Source organism: Domibacillus iocasae (genome assembly GCF_001750285.1).
GTDB lineage: Bacteria > Bacillota > Bacilli > Bacillales > Domibacillaceae > Domibacillus > Domibacillus iocasae.
Genome location: NZ_MAMP01000002.1, coordinates 67,243 through 88,023, shown reverse-complemented (window position 1 = coordinate 88,023; position 20,781 = coordinate 67,243). Strand labels below are relative to the sequence as shown.

General features: G+C 43.2%; 17 protein-coding genes. 11 read left to right on the top strand and 6 right to left on the bottom strand.

The annotated features are described in order from the left end of the window. Positions 1 to 232: 232 nt before the first annotated feature. The 3 genes from zwf to BA724_RS01695 all read left to right on the top strand — a co-directional run bounded on the left by zwf (position 233) and on the right by BA724_RS01695 (position 3,744). The gene (gene zwf / locus BA724_RS01705) at positions 233 to 1,690 is read left to right on the top strand and encodes a glucose-6-phosphate dehydrogenase (RefSeq protein WP_141719845.1); all 1,458 of its coding nucleotides are present in this window, start codon (positions 233 to 235) and stop codon (positions 1,688 to 1,690) included. 16 nt (positions 1,691 to 1,706) lie between these two features. Beyond that, the gene (gnd, locus tag BA724_RS01700; protein ID WP_069936979.1) at positions 1,707 to 2,606 is read left to right on the top strand and encodes a phosphogluconate dehydrogenase (NAD(+)-dependent, decarboxylating); all 900 of its coding nucleotides are present in this window, start codon (positions 1,707 to 1,709) and stop codon (positions 2,604 to 2,606) included. 163 nt (positions 2,607 to 2,769) lie between these two features. Next, the gene (locus BA724_RS01695; protein ID WP_069936978.1) at positions 2,770 to 3,744 is read left to right on the top strand and encodes a Gfo/Idh/MocA family protein; all 975 of its coding nucleotides are present in this window, start codon (positions 2,770 to 2,772) and stop codon (positions 3,742 to 3,744) included. Positions 3,745 to 3,756: 12 nt separating this feature from the next. Here the strand turns inward: BA724_RS01695 and BA724_RS01690 are convergent, their stop codons facing one another. Continuing rightward, positions 3,757 to 4,500, bottom strand: a complete 744-nt coding sequence (locus BA724_RS01690) for a YqjF family protein (RefSeq protein ID WP_069936977.1) — start codon at positions 4,498 to 4,500, stop codon at positions 3,757 to 3,759. Positions 4,501 to 4,533: 33 nt separating this feature from the next. Beyond that, a complete protein-coding gene (locus BA724_RS01685) occupies positions 4,534 to 5,013 on the bottom strand; it encodes a hypothetical protein (RefSeq protein WP_069936976.1) in 480 nt (159 codons plus the stop codon). A gap of 123 nt (positions 5,014 to 5,136) precedes the next feature. Between BA724_RS01685 and BA724_RS01680 the strand changes: the two genes are divergently transcribed. Further along, entirely contained in the window at positions 5,137 to 5,583 is a 447-nt protein-coding gene (locus tag BA724_RS01680) for a DUF4385 domain-containing protein (RefSeq protein WP_069936975.1), read from the top strand. A 150-nt stretch (positions 5,584 to 5,733) separates the two neighbouring features. Here BA724_RS01680 and alaP read toward each other — a convergent pair whose 3' ends face one another. Both alaP and corA read right to left on the bottom strand, forming a co-directional pair. Then, complete coding sequence (gene alaP, locus BA724_RS01675) at positions 5,734 to 7,137, bottom strand: alanine permease AlaP (protein ID WP_069936974.1); 1,404 nt, start codon at positions 7,135 to 7,137, stop codon at positions 5,734 to 5,736. A 497-nt stretch (positions 7,138 to 7,634) separates the two neighbouring features. Then, positions 7,635 to 8,585 (bottom strand): magnesium/cobalt transporter CorA, encoded by a 951-nt coding sequence (gene corA, locus BA724_RS01665; RefSeq protein WP_069936972.1) that lies wholly within the window; start codon positions 8,583 to 8,585, stop codon positions 7,635 to 7,637. Positions 8,586 to 8,710: 125 nt separating this feature from the next. Between corA and BA724_RS01660 the strand changes: the two genes are divergently transcribed. The 5 genes from BA724_RS01660 to BA724_RS01640 all read left to right on the top strand — a co-directional run bounded on the left by BA724_RS01660 (position 8,711) and on the right by BA724_RS01640 (position 15,046). After that, on the top strand, positions 8,711 to 9,511 hold the full coding sequence (locus BA724_RS01660; protein ID WP_069936971.1) for an alpha/beta fold hydrolase: 801 nt from the start codon (positions 8,711 to 8,713) through the stop codon (positions 9,509 to 9,511). A 101-nt stretch (positions 9,512 to 9,612) separates the two neighbouring features. Then, a complete protein-coding gene (locus tag BA724_RS01655; protein WP_069936970.1) occupies positions 9,613 to 10,515 on the top strand; it encodes a catalase family peroxidase in 903 nt (300 codons plus the stop codon). Positions 10,516 to 10,616: 101 nt separating this feature from the next. Continuing rightward, positions 10,617 to 12,017 carry an N-acetylmuramoyl-L-alanine amidase gene (locus BA724_RS01650; RefSeq protein WP_245676114.1) on the top strand — a complete coding sequence of 467 codons (1,401 nt, stop codon included), beginning with the start codon at positions 10,617 to 10,619 and terminating at the stop codon, positions 12,015 to 12,017. A gap of 58 nt (positions 12,018 to 12,075) precedes the next feature. Continuing rightward, entirely contained in the window at positions 12,076 to 12,795 is a 720-nt protein-coding gene (locus BA724_RS01645; RefSeq protein WP_069936969.1) for an MBL fold metallo-hydrolase, read from the top strand. Positions 12,796 to 12,898: 103 nt separating this feature from the next. Further along, the gene (locus BA724_RS01640) at positions 12,899 to 15,046 is read left to right on the top strand and encodes a type IA DNA topoisomerase (protein WP_069936968.1); all 2,148 of its coding nucleotides are present in this window, start codon (positions 12,899 to 12,901) and stop codon (positions 15,044 to 15,046) included. A 414-nt stretch (positions 15,047 to 15,460) separates the two neighbouring features. Here BA724_RS01640 and BA724_RS01635 read toward each other — a convergent pair whose 3' ends face one another. Continuing rightward, positions 15,461 to 16,744, bottom strand: coding sequence for a purine/pyrimidine permease (locus BA724_RS01635; protein ID WP_083255999.1), 1,284 nt, complete (start codon positions 16,742 to 16,744; stop codon positions 15,461 to 15,463). A 111-nt stretch (positions 16,745 to 16,855) separates the two neighbouring features. On the opposite strand from BA724_RS01635, the gene BA724_RS01630 reads away from it, so the two are divergent. Further along, a complete protein-coding gene (locus BA724_RS01630; RefSeq protein WP_069936967.1) occupies positions 16,856 to 18,052 on the top strand; it encodes a class I SAM-dependent rRNA methyltransferase in 1,197 nt (398 codons plus the stop codon). Positions 18,053 to 18,276: 224 nt separating this feature from the next. Then, a complete protein-coding gene (locus tag BA724_RS01625; protein ID WP_069936966.1) occupies positions 18,277 to 18,999 on the top strand; it encodes a glycerophosphodiester phosphodiesterase in 723 nt (240 codons plus the stop codon). A 239-nt stretch (positions 19,000 to 19,238) separates the two neighbouring features. On the opposite strand, the gene katA is transcribed toward BA724_RS01625, so the two are convergent. Then, a complete protein-coding gene (gene katA, locus BA724_RS01620; protein WP_141719844.1) occupies positions 19,239 to 20,693 on the bottom strand; it encodes a catalase KatA in 1,455 nt (484 codons plus the stop codon). Positions 20,694 to 20,781: the final 88 nt, after the last annotated feature.

Here is a 20,781-nt window from a genome sequence, read left to right as displayed (position 1 = left end):
CTCCAAAATTTTAACAGTATATTTTTTGATACTATATGAATTATAAGTGCGTACTTACTTTTATTAATTATACGAAATATAATCATGAATGTACACAAGAAAGCCAATACTAACGAGGGCCTTATTATAAAGTCGTTAAAAACAGCAGGAGGAAGATGTAATGAATAACATGACGATTTCCAATCATCATAATCGTGAGAACACTGCTTTTACTGATCCAGTAACATTGAAAGTGAGTCCGATGACATTTGTTTTGTTTGGGGCAACAGGGGATTTGGCGAAAAGAAAAATTTTCCCTGCATTATATAATTTATTTCTGGATGGAAAGATGCCTGATTCTTTTTCAATTATTGGTCTTGGGAGAAGAGAGTGGTCAGATCAGAAATTTCAAACACATGTGGAGGAATCGATTCGATCTTTTTCCAGACGTATTATGGAAGACAACCCAAAAATGAATCAATTTCTTCATGCATTTCATTACAGTGCTGTGGATATAACAGACCAGCAGGCATATACTACGCTGCTGAATGATATCCAAAAACAGGAGAACGAGTTAAGCATCCCTGAAAACCGGCTGTTTTACTTATCGGTTGCACCTGATCTTGTAGATACCATTACAGCAAATATTAAGAGCAGCGGACTTGGTTCGGTAAATGGATGGAAGCGGCTCATTATCGAAAAACCGTTCGGGCATGACCTGGCATCTGCGCGGACCTTAAACGCAAAACTCAGTGAATCATTTGAAGAAAAGGAAATTTACAGAATTGATCATTATCTCGGGAAGCCAATGGTTCAAAATCTTGAAGCACTGGTATCTGCTAATCCAGCTCTTGAGGCTTTGTGGAATAGGGACCATATAACCAATGTACAGATTACGGCCAGCGAAACGGTTGGTGTTGAAGAAAGAGCCGGTTATTATGATCGAGCTGGTGCTATACGGGATATGGTTCAAAATCATTTGCTACAGCTGATCATGATGACAGCCATGCATTTGCCTGAAGATAGCGATGCGGAAAAGGTCAGAGCGGAAAAAAGAAAGGTAATGGAATATCTTCGTCCGCTGCAAAAAGAAGATGTTGAGGCAAATGTGATCCGAGGCCAATATGGACCTGGGGAAATTTTAGGTGCTCCTGCAGGTGGTTACCTTGAAGAGCCCGGGATAGAGGCGTCTTCAAGAAACGATACATTTATCGCGGCCCGTTTATGGGTGGATAATGATTTTTGGGCGGGTGTTCCGTTTTATATCCGTACAGGAAAAAGAATGAAGGATAAATCGACACGAATCGTGATTGAATTTAAACATTCGGGAAAAGTGGATGCCGCCCCTAACTTGTTAACGATAGACATTAGTCCATTCGAGGGCGTCTCATTTCAATTAAATATGAAAAATCCATTTAATAATCAAATTGAGCCTGTTGTCATCGATTTTTCAGCCAATTCAAAAGACGTGCCGGAAGCATATGAACTTTTATTGTCAGATGCTTTACGCGGCAACCCGACATTTTTTGCGCATTGGAAAGAAGTTGAATTGTCATGGGAATGGGTTCAGCCCATTTTAGATGTATTCGAAGAAGACAAGGTTCCTCTTCATGTGTACCCGGCAGGATCGATGGGACCGGATGCCTCTCAGCAATTATTAAAAGAAGATGGATTTAGCTGGTGGGATCACGTATATGAGCAAAACAAGTAGACAGGAGACGAAGGACATGAAAGTTGGATTAGTTGGTTTAGGAAAAATGGGCTTGAATATCGGAAAAAATTTAATCGATCATCAATACGAAGTGGCCGCGTTCGACTTGAATGAACAAGCGGTTGAAGAAATGAAAAAATATGGAGCAGAGGGAGCATCCAGTTTAGCTGCACTTGTCCAATCATTGCCGCAGCCAAGGGTTCTTTGGATCATGGTGCCACATGCGGTTGTTGACTCTGTCTTAAGTGATATTAAGCCTTTGCTGCATGAAGGGGATATCATCATTGAAGCTGGGAATTCACATTATAAAGAATCCATACGGCGTTCTGAACAGTTGAAAGAAGCCGGTGTCCATTTTATGGATGTCGGGACATCGGGCGGTATGGCCGGAGCCAGAAATGGAGCTTGTTATATGGTCGGAGGAGATCCAGAAGCCTGGAAAACGGTTGAACCACTTTTTCGGGATACGGCGGTGGAAAAAGGATACTACTATGCAGGGAAATCAGGCAGCGGCCATTTCTTGAAAATGATTCACAATGGAATCGAATATGGGATGATGGCAGCAATCGGTGAAGGTTTTGACGTTTTGGAAAAAAGTGATTTTGATTTTGACTATGAACAAGTAGCCAGGGTTTGGAATAACGGCTCGGTCATTCGGTCATGGCTAATGGAGTTAACAGAGAGTGCTTTTTCAAAGGATGCGAAGTTAGAAGAAATTAAAGGCGTGATGCATTCTTCCGGTGAAGGCAAGTGGACGGTTGAAACCGCGATGGATTTACAAACAGCCACACCTGTCATCGCGATGTCGCTGCTGATGCGCTATCGTTCGATGGAAACAGACACATTTACCGGAAAAGTGGTTGCTGCTCTGCGAAATGAATTTGGCGGCCACAGTACAGAAAAAGCAGTAAAATAAATATAAAGCCGTTCTGCTTATTCAGAACGGCTTTTTTGTTTTTTGTGCTGTTCATTATACTGACAGGTACGATAGAATGATGAATGACAAAACATATTATCAGGTTTATTTGTATTGAAGTTCTTGAATGAACTGACTTTTGTGAAAAGAGAGGACGAATCATATGAACATTGCAACAATTGGGACGAGTACCATTACGGAGCGATTTGTTGATGCGATTGGCAAAACAAATGCGCTGACGTTTGCCGGGGCGTATTCACGTACGGCAGACAAAGCGGAAAAACTGGGGGCGCCGCGAATCTTTACTGATCTTAAGGACCTGGCTGATGATGCATCCATCGACGTTGTCTACATCGCTTCGCCCAATTCGCTTCACTTTGAGCAGGCACTTTTTTTGATGAAGCATAAAAAGCATATTATTTGCGAAAAACCAATGTTTTCAACGTCTGTAGAACTGGCGGAAGCCTTTAAAACAGCAGATGAAAACAATGTATTTTTATTCGAAGCGTTCCGGAATTTATATACGCCGAACCACGACCGATTAAAAGGCGCCATCGAGAAAGTCGGCCCGGTCCGCCATTCATTTTTACAATACATGAAATATTCATCTCGTTACGACAACGTTTTAGCAGGAGAAGAGCCGAATATTTTCTCACCTAAGTTTTCAGGCGGTGCTCTCGTTGATTTAGGTGTGTATCCGATCAGTCTGGCCGTCTCATTATTCGGAAAACCAGAAAAGATATCCGCACATGTGACGATGCTGCCAACGGGTGTGGATGGCAGCGGCTCGGTTATTCTCGATTACGGCACGCATACATGCACAACAATGTTTTCAAAAATCACGGATTCTTATTTGCCGGGTGAAATCAGCGGAGAAAACGGAACAATCGTCATTGATCACGTCGCGCCAATTTCAAGCATTGAGTTTAGCAGCCGTCTTTCCGGTGAAAAAGAACAGCTGGCTATTACGGAAGAAGAAAACGACATGATGTATGAAGCGGAAGCCGTTGCTTTAGCTATTGAGTCAAATGATCGGAAAATGTACCAGGATTACCGGAATGTTAGTGAAATTGTTCTTCAGATCACAGAAGAGGCCCGAAAGCAAAATAAGATTGTTTTTGGGGCAGAAGCAGAATAAGAAAAAACGTGTTTACCGCTCTTTTTTTAAGGGCCAGGTAAACACGTTTTTTTGATGGGAAAAATGAGCCAACGGTTTATCGCTCAAAACATGATGCGGTAAAAAGGACGGTGCTGTTTGATCATAAATAACACATGCGGCTTCTGTCACACGCCAGCGGTTATGGTGTATATCTCCGCGGAAAACCTGGCTGCCTTTTTGCACCCAAAAGCAGTAGCGTTCCAGGAGCCACCAGTCCAAGGTCCCTTCTTCCGGCAGGAAAATTGGGGAAGAAGGAGAATAAGACGCTCGAAACCATTCCGGCATTTTTCTAGACCCCAGGCACTCAGACTGAAAATAAACGGTATTATTTTGTACGGACATCTTCATCTGTACATGGTGATAAGGGAGAAAGGAAGCCGCTCCTGCTCCAATCACAATCGGCCACTTATCCGCACCAAGACTGAAAAAATAAATACCAGGGATGCCATTGTACGTGACGTAGGTCCGTATATTTAATTCCAAATACGAATGGTAAAAAGGAAAGGGCGGCAAACCATGCAGCCGGGTATTCCGGGCTAAAAAAGGAACAATACTGATCCAGGCTCTGCCCTGAAACAAATCGAGTGAAAAAGCGGTCGGGATATGGGACGCCAAAATCTTTTCAGAGACTGGCCAATGAAGAAAAAGCATGTAATCCCAGCGCTGTTTCAGTACCCATGGAGAAGCGGGAAGCGGAAAAGGGCGTTGACTTGTTTCTTTAAATTCTAAAGGCAATCCATAAAGCTCCTTTCCGCAGTCATTAACGCTTTAACGCGTTCCTTTGTCAAGGTCTAACTCCAATTCATTTTCTTCTTTTTTCGGTTCTGATGCTTTTTCTAAAAGAGCCGTCAACTTTTCATTTGAATCTTCCACCCACGGTTTCATTTTTTCCGTGTCCGGACTGTCTTTTTTTGTTTCATCGATCAGCGGGTACAGGCTTCCTTCAATCGCAGCATAATCTTCCGGATATTGTTCTTCAATTTCCGCTTCGGCTAAATCCCAATGTTCTTCCAAGCTTTTGCCGGTTTCTTGAATGTCTTCACTGCTTTCGGAAGAATCAATGTGCGTTTGTAATTTTATGAGCGTATTTTGGACATTTTGAATTTTACTTGGTAAATCACGTGCTGTTTCCTCGATCGTGTCTGTTTCTGTATCCAACACAGGCTGTTCACTTTCGTCTGTTCCGCATCCGGCAGCCAGCATTCCTGTTAATAAAAAAGAAGCCGCAGTATAATAAGGTTTTTTCATGGAGACTCTCCTTTATATTCTTTTCTTACTAATATTGACGAATGAAACAGTTTTAAACATATTTTTCATACCGTTTGACCTTTTAACAGACGGGTAAAAAAAAGAGGAAAGGAGAGAGCTGCTATGGCATTTGATTATTCACTTGATTTCGACAACATTGATTTTCGGAAAGAACCGGAAAAATACCGTGTCGGCCGGGGGGAGCAGGGGGTACTGATGGTAGAACCGTATAAAAGTGAAATTCTGCCGCATTGGCGCTTTAAAACGCCGGACATTGCAAAAGAATCGTCTGAGAAAATTTATGATCTGTTTCTTAAATATAAAAAAAACGATGATTTTGTTGGCATGGATATGACCCGGAAGTTTTTGCAGATGGGGTATACGCGCGCACGCCGCTACACGAATTACAAAGGCGGGCGGAAGTACGATAAAGAAGGAAATGTAAACGAAAGAAATATTGATGATGAAAAAGCAAAATCCGCGGCTATTTTCGAAGTGAAATGGAAAAAGGTACGCGAAGATGAGGATTATTTAAAGCTGAAAAAAGCGCATCAGAAAAAGTATGGCTAAACATTCCTTTATTTCACAAGAAGATAAGGTAAAGGATTTTCTCAATAAAATAGCCTGTAAACAGGAGATTTTTGAAAAGAAATGACCGGCTTCAAAAAGAAAGCCGGCCATTATTTTATTATCCTTGTGCTTTGAATGAAGGATTAAGGATTACTGACCGTTTTTTCGATGGAACCCTTTTGCATAGTAAACCGCTGTTAAAGAGATGAGCCAGAGCGGACCGATAAACAGCGCTATTCTAGTATCCGGACTAAATCCCATCACAATAATTACTCCTGCAAGGAAAGCGAGCGACAAATAAGATGTATATGGGAAAAACGGAATTTTATACTTTAACTTTTTTTGCTCGTGGGGCTGCAGGCTTTTCCGGTAACGGATTTGAGAAAGCAAGATGATAGCCCATGTCCAGATAGCGCCGAATGTTGCAATACTTGTTACCCACGTGAAAACTTTGGCAGGCACCAGATAATTCAAAAGAACCCCAATCAACAAAACAGACGCAGAAGCTAAAACCGCTTTACCCGGCACACCATTTCCTGTGAGCGTTTTGTAAGAAGCGGGCGCTTCTTCATGCTCCGCGAGATTAAAAAGCATCCGTCCTGTACTGAAAATTCCGCTATTGCAAGAAGAAAGAGCGGCCGTCAGCACGACAAAATTGATGATGCCGGCCGCTGCAGGAATACCGATTTTTTCGAATGTCATCACAAAAGGACTTCCTTGTGTGCCAATTTCAGTCCACGGATAAATGGACATAATGACAAATAAAGCACCCACATAAAAGATCAAAATTCGCCAAAAAACAGAGTCAATCGCTCTCGATAAAGATTTCTCCGGATTTTTCACCTCACCGGCTGTAACCCCAATCATTTCAATGCCAAGATAAGCAAACATAACCATTTGCAGCGACAAAAGGATTCCTTCGATGCCGTTCGGGAAAAAGCCGCCGTGGTCCCACAAATTGCTGATGCCGGTTGCGACGCCGCCATTTTCGATGCCAAATACAATCATCAAGACACCGATTAAGATCATAAAAAGAATGGCTACAATTTTAATAAGTGCAAACCAAAATTCTAATTCTCCGTATGCTTTTACAGCTAGAAAGTTAACCGTTGTCATAATGATAAGTGCACTTAATGCCCAAATCCAGGCGGGAACATCAGGGAACCAGAGGCCCATATAAACGCCGACTGCTGTGATTTCTGCCATACATGTAACAACCCATAAAAACCAATAATTCCAGCCTGTTATGTAACCAGCAAGAGGCCCCAGGTAATCACGGGCATATTTGCTGAATGAACCAGCAACCGGTTTTTGAATGGCCATTTCGCCAAGTGCCCTCATAATAAAGAACATAATCATACCGCTGAATGCGTACGCGAGTAAAATGCCGGGACCGGCCAACTGAATGGCGGTAGCTGAGCCTAAAAATAGCCCGACTCCGATGGCTGCCCCGAGTGACATCAGCGTAATATGTCTTTCTTCCAATCCACGGTGCAATTCCGTTTGCCCGTTTTGTTTAGGTGTTAGTTTCTTTGAGTCTAGTTGTTGTGTCATGATGTTCTTCCTTTCCTTAAAATAGAGCTAAAAATGGAAATAAGTATTTTGTGCTGCTTCAAGAAATTAACACACCTACTCATTTTAGCGTTGAGCAGTTTTGATTTGCAAGGAAAAAAGCAGTAACCTTCACTTTATTCCACGCACAGAATGGCTCTTAAATGAACATCAAAATGGCTGATGCCAGAAGAATATTGATTTGTTAACACTTTCTTTTTTCTGATCGTGCTCATTTTAACCCTCATTTTCCAAAAAATATTTGTGGGAAAATCAAAATTTTTTCGGGTTATTTGGTTATAAAAACAAAAAGCGAAAGAAATTTTCAAGAGACAGGCTCTGTTGTTTTACCTGCTTGATGGAATATGTAACCGGCAAGTTTTGAAAAAAGGGTTTGAAAAATGGAAAAAGCACCGGTTGTAAACCAGATGCTTTTTTTAAAAAGATAAATAGCGTTTGTATGAAATTGGCGTGAAGGTACCGCTGTAAAAATCCGGCTATCAATGATCCTGCCGAAACCAGCCCTTGCGCCAGAAAAAAACAAACATCGTGACAGAGATGCCCGCCATAACGCCAAGGACAATAAAGTAGCCATACCGCCAGTGCAGCTCAGGCATATGATCGAAGTTCATTCCGTAAACACCGGCGATGAACGTGAGTGGCATAAAAATCGTCGTGATAACGGTCAGTGTCATCATGATGCTGTTCATCCGGTTTGAATTGACGGATAAGTAGCTGTCCCGCATATCTTTCGTCAGCTCCCGGTTGGATTCAACGATTTCAGTCAGCATAAGCAAATGATCATAAATATCTTTAAAATACACTTTGCTTTTTTTTGTTAGCTGAATACGCTCTGAGTTAAGAACGCGATACAAAAGCTCCCGCATCGGAAAAACAATCCGGCGCAGCTTCAGCAATTCTTTTCGGATATCAAATAAGTCATCTGTTTTGAGCTGGTCCGCATCTTCCGCTTCAAGCTGAATTAAGCTGTCTTCGATTTGATACACACTCGGGAAAAAATAATCGACGACTTTATCGAGAAGATGATATAAAATCTGAACCGGATTTAAGCTTTTTATTTTTTTCGCATCAAGCAGCCGGTCCCAGACCGTATCGACTTCAATGGATTTTTTGTGGTGAAATGTCACGATAAAATTGGCGCACCAAAAAATATCGATCTCTTCCGGATCAAGTGTTTTCCGGTTAATGGACTGAATGATCATGAAGCTGTGATTGTCGTAATAATCAAGCTTTGGCCGTTGAATAAACTGCAGGCAGTCTTCAATCGCAAGCGGGTGAAATGCAAAAAAGTCCTGCAGGATTATCGTTTCTTCATCGGTAGGCTGATCAAGATCCACCCAATACCAGAGAATGTTTTCCCCGCGCAGTTCCTTAAGAGGGATATTATGTAAAACCGTTTGATCGATTGTAATCGCGGCCGTACGAATCATGCAAAATCACCTTCTTTTTTGTTTAAAGTCTTTAACAGTATACAGGAAAAAGAAATGTTTGTGATGTACCACACACGGGAACAGATGTAAAAGTCTGTCACTTAAATAAAAGGAGTGTCTTATTCATGTTTATTGAAACAGCGAAAGGCGTAAACCTTTTTGTAAATGATGTGGGAGCAGGAACACCCGTGATTTTCCTGCACGGCTGGCCTGTGAATAATAATATGTTTGAATATCAGCTGAACACACTGCCGGCAGAAGGAATCCGTTACATCGGTGTAGATATGCGCGGCTATGGCCAATCAGATAAGCCATGGGACGGGTATGACTACGATACGATGGCGGATGACGTGAAAGCGATCATTGATGAACTCGGTGTCAAAGATGCGGTTCTTGTCGGTTTTTCGATGGGGGGCGCGATTGCGATCCGCTATATGGCGCGCCATAACGGTCATGGTATTGCCAAATTAGTATTAGCAGGCGCCGCAGCACCTGTTTTCACACAGCGCAATGATTATCCGTACGGTTTAACGAAACAGGAAGTAAATGATATCATTGATTCTGCGTGTAAAGATCGTCCGGCCATGCTCGAAAACTTCGGCGGTATGTTTTACAGCAGCAAGCCGAGTAATCCATTTAATCAGTGGTTTATGTCACTTGGCCTTCAGGCGGGCGGACATTCAACGATTAAGTCAGCGGTTGCGCTTCGGGACGAAGACTTACGAGGGGATTTAGATAAAGTGCTCGTGCCGACTGTTATTTTCCACGGAAAAAATGATAAAGTATGTCCATATGAATTTGCAGGTGAAATGAATAAAGGCATTGCGAATTCACGAATCGTTCCGTTTCAAAACAGTGGACACGGTTCATTTTATGATGAACGGGAAAAATTCAATCAAGAGCTGCTCGTTTTTTTGAAAAGTTAATATAAATGAAAGAGTGTAGAAAATTGAAAGCCTTTGTTGATCGAATTTGGATCAATGAAGGTTTTTTTGGGTATGGATGAATACGAGAAGGAGGGGACCATGTGGAAAAGAATTATTCGGATTTAGCCGAAACAGCGATTCAGTCCATTGAGAAAATAGCAGGGACACACCCGGGCTATCGACGTGCGCATGCAAAAGGAAGCTATTATGAAGCTGTTTTTACACCAAATGGACAAGCAATTCCGTACACAACAGCGGCTCATTTGCAGCAAGAGCCTGTGAAGGCCATTGTCCGTTTTTCAGACAGCTCTCCAAGTCCAAAAATGATGGACGGGTTGTCACCCGTGAAAGGCATGTCTGTTCAATTTCAATTGCCAAATGGACAGGTGACATATTTAGTCAGCGTAACCGTACCGGTCTTTTTAACAAAAACCCCGGAAGCTTTTGTAGAAATCATCCGGCTCACAGCCCAAAAACCGGGTCCACGGGATTTGGTTAAAATGTTTATGAAATACCCGGAAAGCAAAGCGGCGTTTCGCATTATAAAGCACATGAAACCATTTCTCAGCTACTCAACAAGCTGCTATTATCCCATTCATGCTTTTTACTTTGTAAATGAACAAGGGAAGCGGCAGGCGGTCAAATACAAATGGGTACCGGATGAAACGTTTAGTTTAGAAGCGAAAAAAGAATCGGCCGTTCATGCGATGGACTACTTAGAAAAAGAGCTGGACGAGCAGCTGCCGATCGGTTTTACTTTATACGTTACCCTTGGAGAAGAAGGAGATCTTGTCGATGATTCGACAGCCTCCTGGCCAAAAGAACGGACAACATTCGCCATCGGTCACCTTGACATAAACGGGAAAATAGAGCATCCCGATGATCAGATTGTATTTGATCCGACCGTTGTTCCAGCCGGGATTGAATGTACGGATGATCCTGTTTTGCATGCTCGCCGCGATTTCTATGCCGCCTCATTTAAACGTCGAATAAAAGGTCTGTAACATAAATGAAATACAAATGACTCGAAAAAAACGTTAAAATGATACCAATGAAACCGATGTAATGGTTAAAAGCGACATATTTTTTGAATGGAGGCAACAATGTGAAAAAGTGGATGACGTTTGTCTTGGCATTTTGCATGATTTTTTCCCTTTTTAGTATTCAGGCTCCTGCGCAGGCTGCAGGGTTTACCGATGTTCCGTCACGTGCTTTAAATGAAGTGAATTATCTTGTTCAGGGCGGGGTTGTCCAAGGTTCTTCACCGACTGTGTTTAATCCGGATCAAACAATTACAAGAGCGGAAGCCGCGGCTTTTGTCGGGCGGGCGATTCAGTTAAATGGTACAAAACGCCAGACACGGTTTAATGACGTTGATCCGGGAAGTTTTGCGTCTGGATATATCGAGTCGATTGCTGCCAAAGGGATTATGTCTGGTGCTTCCAATGGGAAATTTTCTCCTGGAAAACTCGTTACACGCGGAGAAATGGCTGTTATCATTGCCAAAGCGTTTGGTCATACGGGAAATGCGGAAACAGCGCTTATGAATCTTGGCATTGCCAGTGGAATGGGTAATGGCTCATTTGGTTCTGCACAGACAATCACACGCGCCGACTTTGCTGTTTTTTTAGCTCGCGCCATTAATCCGGCATTTCGTTTAAAACAAAATATTACATTTTCTTCAAATATGAAATCTACTACGAATGGTTTGAATATACGCACAGGACCGTCTACGTCTTATCCGTCCGTTGGAAAGATTGCGGCGGGAACGTCTGTAACAGGAGCATTTTTAGTTGGCGGCTGGATGTTTGTAAAGGCGGGAAATACGACTGGATTTATTAGTATGTACTATTTAACAGGTTCTTCTGGTTCAGGAACAGTAACGCAGCCGACAACACCGCCGTCAACAGGTACAGACTCCCGTCTTCAAAGTCAAACAATTATTATCGATCCGGGACATGGCGGGACAGACCCTGGTGCTGTAAATGGCAGTTTAAGAGAAAAAGATGTTGTACTGAACGTTGGCTTGAAAGTGAATAAGCTGTTAGAACAGACACCGTTTAAAGTGAAAATGACGAGATCAACAGATACTTTTATTAAACTGACTGACCGCTCTACTTTTGCAAAAAACAATAAAGGCAATGTTTTTGTCAGCATCCATGTCAATTCAGTTAACTCGAGCAGCACGAGTGGAACTGAAACGTTTTATTATGCGGCAGGAAATCCGCACGTATCGGACAGCAAACTGCTTTCATCTAAAATTCAGGCGCGGATGCTTGAAGCCTGGAATTTAAAAGACCGTGGTATTAAAAAAGGAAATTTTTCTGTCCTGCGTGAAAACAATATGCCGGCAGCGCTTGCTGAACTTGGCTTTATCTCAAACTCAAGTGACGCGGCAAAAATGACGAATGAAGCAGCGCTTTCGAAAATGTCAATCGCTATCTATAACGGAATCCTTGATTACTATAAAGCAAAAGGATACGATATCAACAAACTTTATAAATAAGAAAAAAGCCTCCATTTTATATTTGGAGGCTTTTTTTAAAAATTTAAGGAGGATCTAAATGGTTCGTATTCAAAAAACTGGATCGTTGTATCAGCTTTCGTTTATGCCTTCCTTTTTCCCGGTAAATTGCTACATTGTTGAAGAGGAAAAGTCTCTCACGTTAGTAGATGCGGCTCTGCCATTCAGTGTGAAAGCGATTATGAGCATGGTGAACAAGCTGGAGAAGCCGATTGAGCATATCTTGTTAACACATGCTCATGAAGACCACATTGGAGCTGTTGATGCGTTAAAAACCATTCTGCCTGATGTACCCGTTTTCTTATCTGCTCGTGACACAAGACTGCTCGAAGGAGACCTCTCCATCGACCCCAAAGAACCACAAAAGCCGATTAAAGGGGGTGTGCCGAAAAGAATGACTGCCCGTCCGGATGTACGGTTAAAAGAAGGTGACCAGATCGGTTCATTGGAAGCAATCTTTACACCCGGCCATACGCCCGGGTCGATGTCATTTTTGGACCATCGGAACGGTTATCTTATTGCTGGAGATGCGTTTCAAACGAGAGGCGGTCCGGCTGTCAGCGGAACAATAAAACCGTTTTTCCCCTTTCCGGCGCTCGCGACATGGGATAAAGCGACAGCCATTGAAAGTGCCAAACGGATTCAATCCCTTGAACCAACATTGCTTGCTGTCGGGCATGGCGATATGATTAGCGAACCTGAACACGTTATTCGCCAGGCGATTGGGGAAGCTGAAAGAAAATTAAAGAGAAAGAAGTAAGCGAAGCAGATTGATGCTTCGTTTTTTTCACGTTTGCTAAATAAGAGAAGCCCCTTTATAATGAGTGTATCGAACGTTTGTTTTATTGATCGGAGGGAAATTGATGCAGGCGATTATTGCTGAAAAAGCGTCACAGGCGCAGGCGCTGGCTGCCCCGTTTCGCCATGTGAAAAAGGGGACGTATATTGAAATCGCGCCTTGTGAAACATTTCAGGAAGGGGCAATGGTTGCGTGGTGCAGCGGCCATTTGTTTGAGATTGTGCCGCCGCATGAAATGGACCCAAAGTTAAAACGATGGCAGCTGGAAACGCTGCCGATGATTCCGGAAACGTTTAAATATAAAGTGATTCCGTCAAAAACAAGCCGTTTTAAAGCGGTTAAAGAGATCATTAAAAATCCGGCTGTAACAGAAATTATTGCGGCCGGTGACCCGGCACGTGAAGGGGAATTGATCGTGCAGCTTGTCGTCCGCATGTCCGGCATTAACAAGCCAATGCGCCGGTTATGGGTCAGCAGCTTGACGCCAAAAGCAGTGGAGCAGGCATTTTTGAATTTGCGTCCTATTGAAGAAACGATGCCGCTTTATCATGAAGCCATGGCCCGAAGCTATGCTGATTGGCTGATCGGAATGAATGCAAGCCGCGCCTATACGCTGCTTATTCAATCGAAAATGAAAGGAGCAGGGCGTGATGTATATGCAGTTGGCCGAGTTCAGACTCCTACGCTCGCTCTCGTTGTAAAGAGGGAACGTGAAATTCTTGATTTTGTATCTAAGCCATTTTACGAAGTAACGGCAATGTTTAATATGGATGGAGCTGTTTATGAGGGCAAATATACAAAAGATAAAGAAACGCGTTTTGATCAAAAAGAAGATGCCGAAGCGATTCGTGATGAATGTGTTGGGAAAGAAGCAGCTGTCGTTAAAGTGAAAACAGAAAATAAACAGGTGCCGCCGCCTGTTCTCCACAGCTTATCCACATTGCAGGCTCTTGCGAATAAGCGATTTAATTTTTCACCTAAAAAGACGCTTGAGGTTACACAGGCTCTTTATGAAAAGTCGTATGTAACGTATCCGAGGACCGACAGCAATCATGTGAATCCGGAAGAAGCAGCGGCTTTTCCGGATATTTTAAAGAAGCTGTCCCATCTTGCGCCTTATGAAAAATGGGCGTCCGAAATAACTCGTTCAGTGATGGTAGATAAGCGGTATGTGGATGCCAAAAAAGTAAGCGACCACTATGCAATCATTCCAACAGAGAAAGTGCCTTCGCTTCATTCATTAAGCGGCGATGAGCAAAAGATTTACGATATGATTGCAAGATCACTCATTGCCGCTCATTATGGCCCGGCTGTATTTGCGCACTCAAGTATTCAAACGAATATTGGCTCGCACGTCTTTTTGACGAATGGTAAGCGGCTGCTCCAGCCGGGCTGGCGTCCTGTTTTATTTGAAAACGAAAAAGAAGATGTACTGTTGCCTGATGTGAAGGAAGGGCAAAGGGGCATTGCCGATGACGTGAAAGTAATAGAAGGAAAAACAGTTCCGCCTAAGCGGTATACAGAAGGTGAACTCATTACTGCAATGAAAAATGTCGGGCATGGAATGGAAGATAAAGAGCTTGGTAAAGTACTAAAATCCGTTTCCGGGCTTGGAGAAGAAAGCACACGCTCCAACATCCTTGAACGGCTGAAGCAGCTGGATTATATGAAGATCGAGCAGCACCGGGTCATGCCAACAGCCAAAGCATTTATTTTGATTGACGCTGTCGAAAATACACTGCTCGCTTCACCAGAGCTGACCGGTAGATGGGAGCAGCGTTTGAAAGAAATCGGCAAAGGCGAGGCGCCAGCGAATGTATTCATTGAACAATCCAAGCGGCTTGCTGAAAAAATTGTCCAGGATGCTGTGCAGCATTCATCATCATGGGCATTTAACGCGCCTGCGAAATCAATGGCAGCCAGTGAAAATCAGCCACTTGGTTCATGTCCGAAATGCGGCAGTCCAGTGGTCGATAAGCGCAAGTTTTATGGCTGTTCCGCCTACCAGTCTTCAAAATGTGATTTTACGCTTGGCAAAAAGATGCTTGGCAAATCAATCAGTGCAACAAATGTAAAAAAATTGCTTGATAAAGGGAAAACGAATTTAATTAAAGGGTTTAAAGGCAAGCGTCCGTTTGACGCCTACTTGGTTTGGAAAGATAAAAAAGAGGGCACTGTTCAATTTGAATTCAAATCATCAAAAACAGAATAGCAATACCCTTAATAATTAATACAAATTCATTAACAGGCCTCTTTACCAGTGGAAAATGTAAACCTCTATAAGCTGAACAAAGATTCTTGCTTTAGAAAATAGTGGCTGTTTGAGCTAGTGCGTTTCGTGTAGATGCAAGGATGATCACCGATTTGTTCTAGAATCAGTTCTTCCAAATAACACCTTATTTTTGCAGGCGTGGATCGATCATCTCGGTGGCAGAAGGCACAATGATAAGGTTAACTTATATAGTTATTCAGATCAAATGTTCTTTTGCTGGAGATTGATCATTTTGAACAATTTTATGAAGGAAAAACAATAGATGTAACTATGTAGTGCTGTATAGTGAAAAAGCGGTCCTGACTTAGTCGGCAGGGACTGCTTTTTTTGTGTTCATTCACTTGGATGATTTGATTAGGTTGTGCGCCGAAGCAGCCATTGTTCATACAAAAGCGCGATTACGGTACCGGTAACAAGACCATTTGATAACGTTGCGGCAATCGCAGCCGGCAGCTCCGATAAGCTGTCAGGCGGAAGAAACATAAAGCCAACACCGCTCATCAGCCCGATCGCCACTACTTTTAATGAACGTTCCAAATCACTGGTACTGCTCAATTCATGAAAAGCCATCCGCACCATTCCGGTAAAAATAACAAACGTAACCGCACAAGCAACAGGCGCCGGCAGCGAAGAAAGCACAAGCATGGCAGCCGGGAAAAAGGTAACAATGACGATCAGCAGGCATCCAGCGACAAAAGGCCAGATAGAGCGCATTTTCGTAGCGGAAACAAAACCGGCCGCGCCAGATATGGGTACAGGGCCGACAGCGGAAAAGGCACCCGCAATAAACTGGTTAATCCCTGCAAAAAAGCCAGCCTGCCGGATTCGATTTGGCACGTCTTCTTTAAATTCCCGTCGAAGTGTTCCTTCCATCACACGAATAGAAGCCATCATATTGGCAATAAGGAGCAGCGTAATAAAAAACGATGTAATCATCATGCCGCCGTTCAAAACGGGCGGTCCAAAAGCAAATAGATTGGGCAGGGAAATGAAATCATTTCCCGAAACTGCTGGAAACTGCCCTTTGCCGAGTAAAATAAAAATAAGCCAGCCGGCACAGATAGAGATTAAGACTGAATAACGGCGCAAAAGAGGATTTCTGTGGCCGCTGATCCAAAACGTAAAGCCGAGTGTCAGCAGGCTGCCGAAAATAACCGTTCCTTCTACTCGCCCAGATTCATTTGGCAGCCCCATCATTCCTTTCACAAATGTTCCACTCAGCTGTAAAACAAGGAGCAATAAATAAATAAAAGTAATTGTTGGTGTAAACAAGCCTTTCATCCGATCCATCAGCCCCATGGCGGCAAAAAGGACAAATAGTACGCCTGCATACAGCATCCCGCTTTGCAGCACTTGAAGAGTGGCATTCGCGTCTGTATATAAAATGCCGGCAAAACCCGCGTATATCGTAAAAACGCCCCACCAAAGGCCTGCGGGTCCTTCGTTGATCGGCAGCTTATGCCCAACTAAACTTTGTAAAATACCGGCAATGCCCAATACAAGCATGGTGCGCTGAATAAAATCAGCGGTGTCTGCTCCATCCAAATGAAAAAGCGCCGCGATGGCAACCGGCGCGGCAATGGAGGAAGCGATTATAAAAGCTGCCCATTGCAATGAACCCGCTATCATTTTCATCATTATGTAAAAATCCCTTCAACATCCTTTTTTTCTCATTGTACCATATAGAGAAAACGTATCGTCCAGCTGCTATTTTTGATAAGATAAAGAAAAAAGCTTCTGGGGGCCAGAATGAAAACACTGATAAACATAAAAGTGAATAAAAAAGCGGCAGAAAAACTTCGTGCCGGTTATCCACTGATTGATAGGGATGCAGTCCAAAACCCGAAAGCGCTAAAAGAAGAAGGGGTCATTCTCCGTCTTTTAGACGATAAAAAGAATTACATCGGGACGGGCTACTATGGTGTGCAAAATAAAGGTGTCGGCTGGGTTATTACGCAGGAGCCAGAAGAATACATCGATGCTGATTTTTTTGCGAAAAAAATCGGAGCAGCTGTTCAGAAACGCAAAGAATTAATGGATGATCCGGATACGACAGCGTTCCGGATATTTAACGGTGAAGGAGACGGCATTGGCGGGTTGATCATCGATTATTACGCTGATTTTTACGTGATTCATTGGTACAGTGAAGGCATCTATTCATTTCGAAAAGATATTTTGCAGGCCATGCGCGAAAAGCTGAACTATAAAGGCATCTATGAGAAAAAGCGGTTTGATCAAAAAGGTCAGTATATTGAAGATGATGATTTTGTCGAAGGAGAGCGAGGACACTTTCCGATCATTGTAAAAGAAAACGGCGTAAATTTTGCGGTGGATTTAAACGACGGGGCTATGACGGGTATTTTTCTTGATCAGCGGGAGGTGCGAAAGGCAATTCGCGAACGGTATTCACACGGCGCGGAGATGCTCAATATGTTTTCATACACAGGTGCTTTTTCCGTTTGTTCAGCGCTTGGCGGTGCAGTAAAGACGACAAGTGTAGATGTGGCCAACCGAAGTAAGCCAAAAACAATCCAGCAGTTTGAAGCGAACGGAATCGATCCGTCTCTTCATGAGATTATTGTCGATGACGTATTTCAATATTTTAAATATGCCGCTCGTAAGGAACGGACATTTGATCTTGTCGTAGTCGATCCGCCGAGTTTCGCGAAAACAAAAAAGCGGACGTTCAGTGCGGCAAAAGATTATACGAAGCTGTTAAAAGAAACCATTGATTTAACAAAAAACGGCGGTGTTATTGTCGCCTCGACAAACAGCAGCGCGGTAAGTATCAAAACGTTCAAGCAGTTTATTAAAACGGCGTGCAAGGAAAAAGGGGTCGGGTATGACATACTCGAGCACTATTCGCTCCCCGATGATTTCCGCACGGTCGCCTCTTTTCCAGAAGGAAATTACTTGAAAGTGTTTTTTGTGAAGATTACGAAATAAAAAACAGAGTGTAGACAAAGTCAGAAAGCGGGCGTTTGTCAACAGCCGAAAGCCAGCTTCCGTGAGGGGAAGCTGGCTTTCTTTTTTTCCTCTACTCATCGGACTGGTTTACGGCGTGCTTCAAGCGGGAGTTTGAGTTTAATCGCGTCTTTGCTCAAAAGTGGCGTTTCTTTGTCTTTCTGACATAAGATAAGAGGGATGATGTTAGAAAAGGGGAGATTCACATGAATCAGCAGCCGGTCATTTTTGCCCATCGCGGTGCAAGCGGGACGCATCCGGAAAACACGATGGCCGCCTTTAAAGCTGCCGCTGAAAAAGGGGCGGACGGCATTGAACTCGATGTGCAAATGACACGAGACGGAGAAATTGTCATCATTCATGATGAAACGGTAAACCGGACGACAAATGGAAAAGGTGCGATTGAAAAGATGACGGCTGGAGAAGTAGCGGCACTTGATGCAGGAGGCTGGTTTAGTGCGGCATTTTCAGGTGAAAAAATTCCGACATTGAATGAATTTTTCAGATGGGCATCTGAAAACACATTGCAAATTAATGTGGAATTAAAAACAAATAAAGTGCCCTATCATGGGATTGAAAAAAAAGTGCTGGATTTGATTGAGCACTATAACATGCGGGGAAGAGTGATTATTTCTTCATTTAATTTTGACAGCATTAAACGGGTCATTGAACTGGATCCGTATATTGCAGTCGCCGGCCTTGTCTGGAAAATTCGGCGTGATGCTTTGGTGAAAGCGAAAGATCTTGGGCTGACTGCGCTTCACACGCAGACTTCTTTCGCGCTCAGTGAATACGGAAAAGAAGCGATTAAACACGGCATGCTGCTTCGTCTTTATACCATTAATGAGGTAAAGGAATGGAACAGGATTAACGAAAGCGGTGTGCCAGTTGAGGCGATTATTACAGATTTTCCAGAACGGTTTCGTTAACGTTTTGACCGATTAATAGTTGTTAGTTTAATACCGCATCCGCACAATGTGCTATGTTTAAGTTTTTTCATGGGAGTTTGGCAATTTGGGCAAATTAATTTATTTTTCATCTTTTTTCACTCCTTATGTTAAAAATGAAAGAGGTATCCGGCGATCGCGCAGGATACCTCTTTTTTATTTGCAAAAGATAATTAATATATAATTTTGGACATTGTCCAGCTCTAGGCGCATTACGCTTTTTACTCAGCAGGTACAGCGAGGCCAAGTCCTTCGGCAACGCGTGCTCCATACTCTGGATCCGCTTTGTGGAAGTGGCTGATCTGGCGAAGTTTAATATCCTCGCGTTCAACCGGCTTCATTGCGCCGACAATGTTATTCACAAGGCGTGTGCGCTCATCTTCTGAAAGCAAACGGTAAAGGTCTCCGGCTTGTGTGTAATGGTCGTCATGGCTGTAAGCATGTGTCCCGGCTTGTCCATGGATATCAAACGGCGTTACGTTTGTTTCCGGTGTTTCAGTTGGTCCATCGAAGCTGTTTGGCTCGTAGTAGACTGACTTGCCGCCGTTTCCGTCAAAGCGCATTTGGCCATCGCGCTGATGGTTGTTTACTGGTGCTTTTGGCGCGTTGATTGGGAGTGTATTATGATTCGCACCGACACGGTAACGGGCCGCATCAGAATATGCAAACAAACGGCCTTGAAGCATTTTGTCCGGCGATGCTTCGATACCAGGAACGAATGCGCCTGGAGAGAACGTAGCCTGTTCCACTTCCGCAAAGTAGTTTTCAGGATTACGGTCTAGCACCATTTTACCCACTTCGATTAATGGATAATCTTTTTGTGACCATACTTTTGTGACATCAAACGGATCCCATTTGTATGTGTCTGCGTCTTCCACTGGCATAATCTGAACATGAAGCGTCCAAGAAGGGAAATCGCCATTCTCAATTGCGTTAAATAAATCTTCTGTATGATAATCAGGGTTTTCACCTGCTAATTTCGCTGCCAAGTCTACGTCAAGATTTTTCACGCCTTGGTCTGTTTTAAAGTGGTATTTCACCCAAACGGCTTGTCCTTGCTCGTTGACCCATTTAAATGTATGGCTTCCGAAGCCGTGCTGATGGCGAAGTGTTGCCGGGATGCCGCGATCAGACATCAAAATCGTTACTTGATGAAGTGATTCAGGTGACAATGACCAGAAATCCCATACCGCTGTCGGGTTTTTCAAATGTGTTTGCGGATCGCGTTTTTGTGTATGAATGAAGTCAGGGAATTTAATCGCGTCGCGAATAAAGAACACAGGCGTGTTGTTTCCGACCAAATCATAGTTTCCTTCTTCTGTATAGAACTTCACGGCGAAGCCGCGTGGGTCACGTACTGTGTCCGCAGAACCGAGCTCGCCTGCTACAGTTGAGAAACGGATAAACATTGGTGTGCGTTTTCCTGCTTCTGACAAGAAGTCAGCTTTTGTATATTTCGAAATCTCGCTGTTTGTTACTTCGAAATAACCGTGTGCGCCGGCACCTTTCGCATGAACAACGCGCTCAGGTACACGTTCCCGGTTAAAGTGCGCCAATTTTTCAAGCAAATGAACGTCTTGAATTAATGTTGGTCCGCTTTGTCCAGCTGTTTGTGAGTTTTGGTTATCGCCAACAGGAGCACCCCAGCTGGTCGTCAAACGATTGTTTTTTTCGATCACATTAATCACCTCATCAATTATTTTTTGCTTATAACGTAATGATAACACTTCTCATACGAAAGTCAATATTTAATTATAATAATTA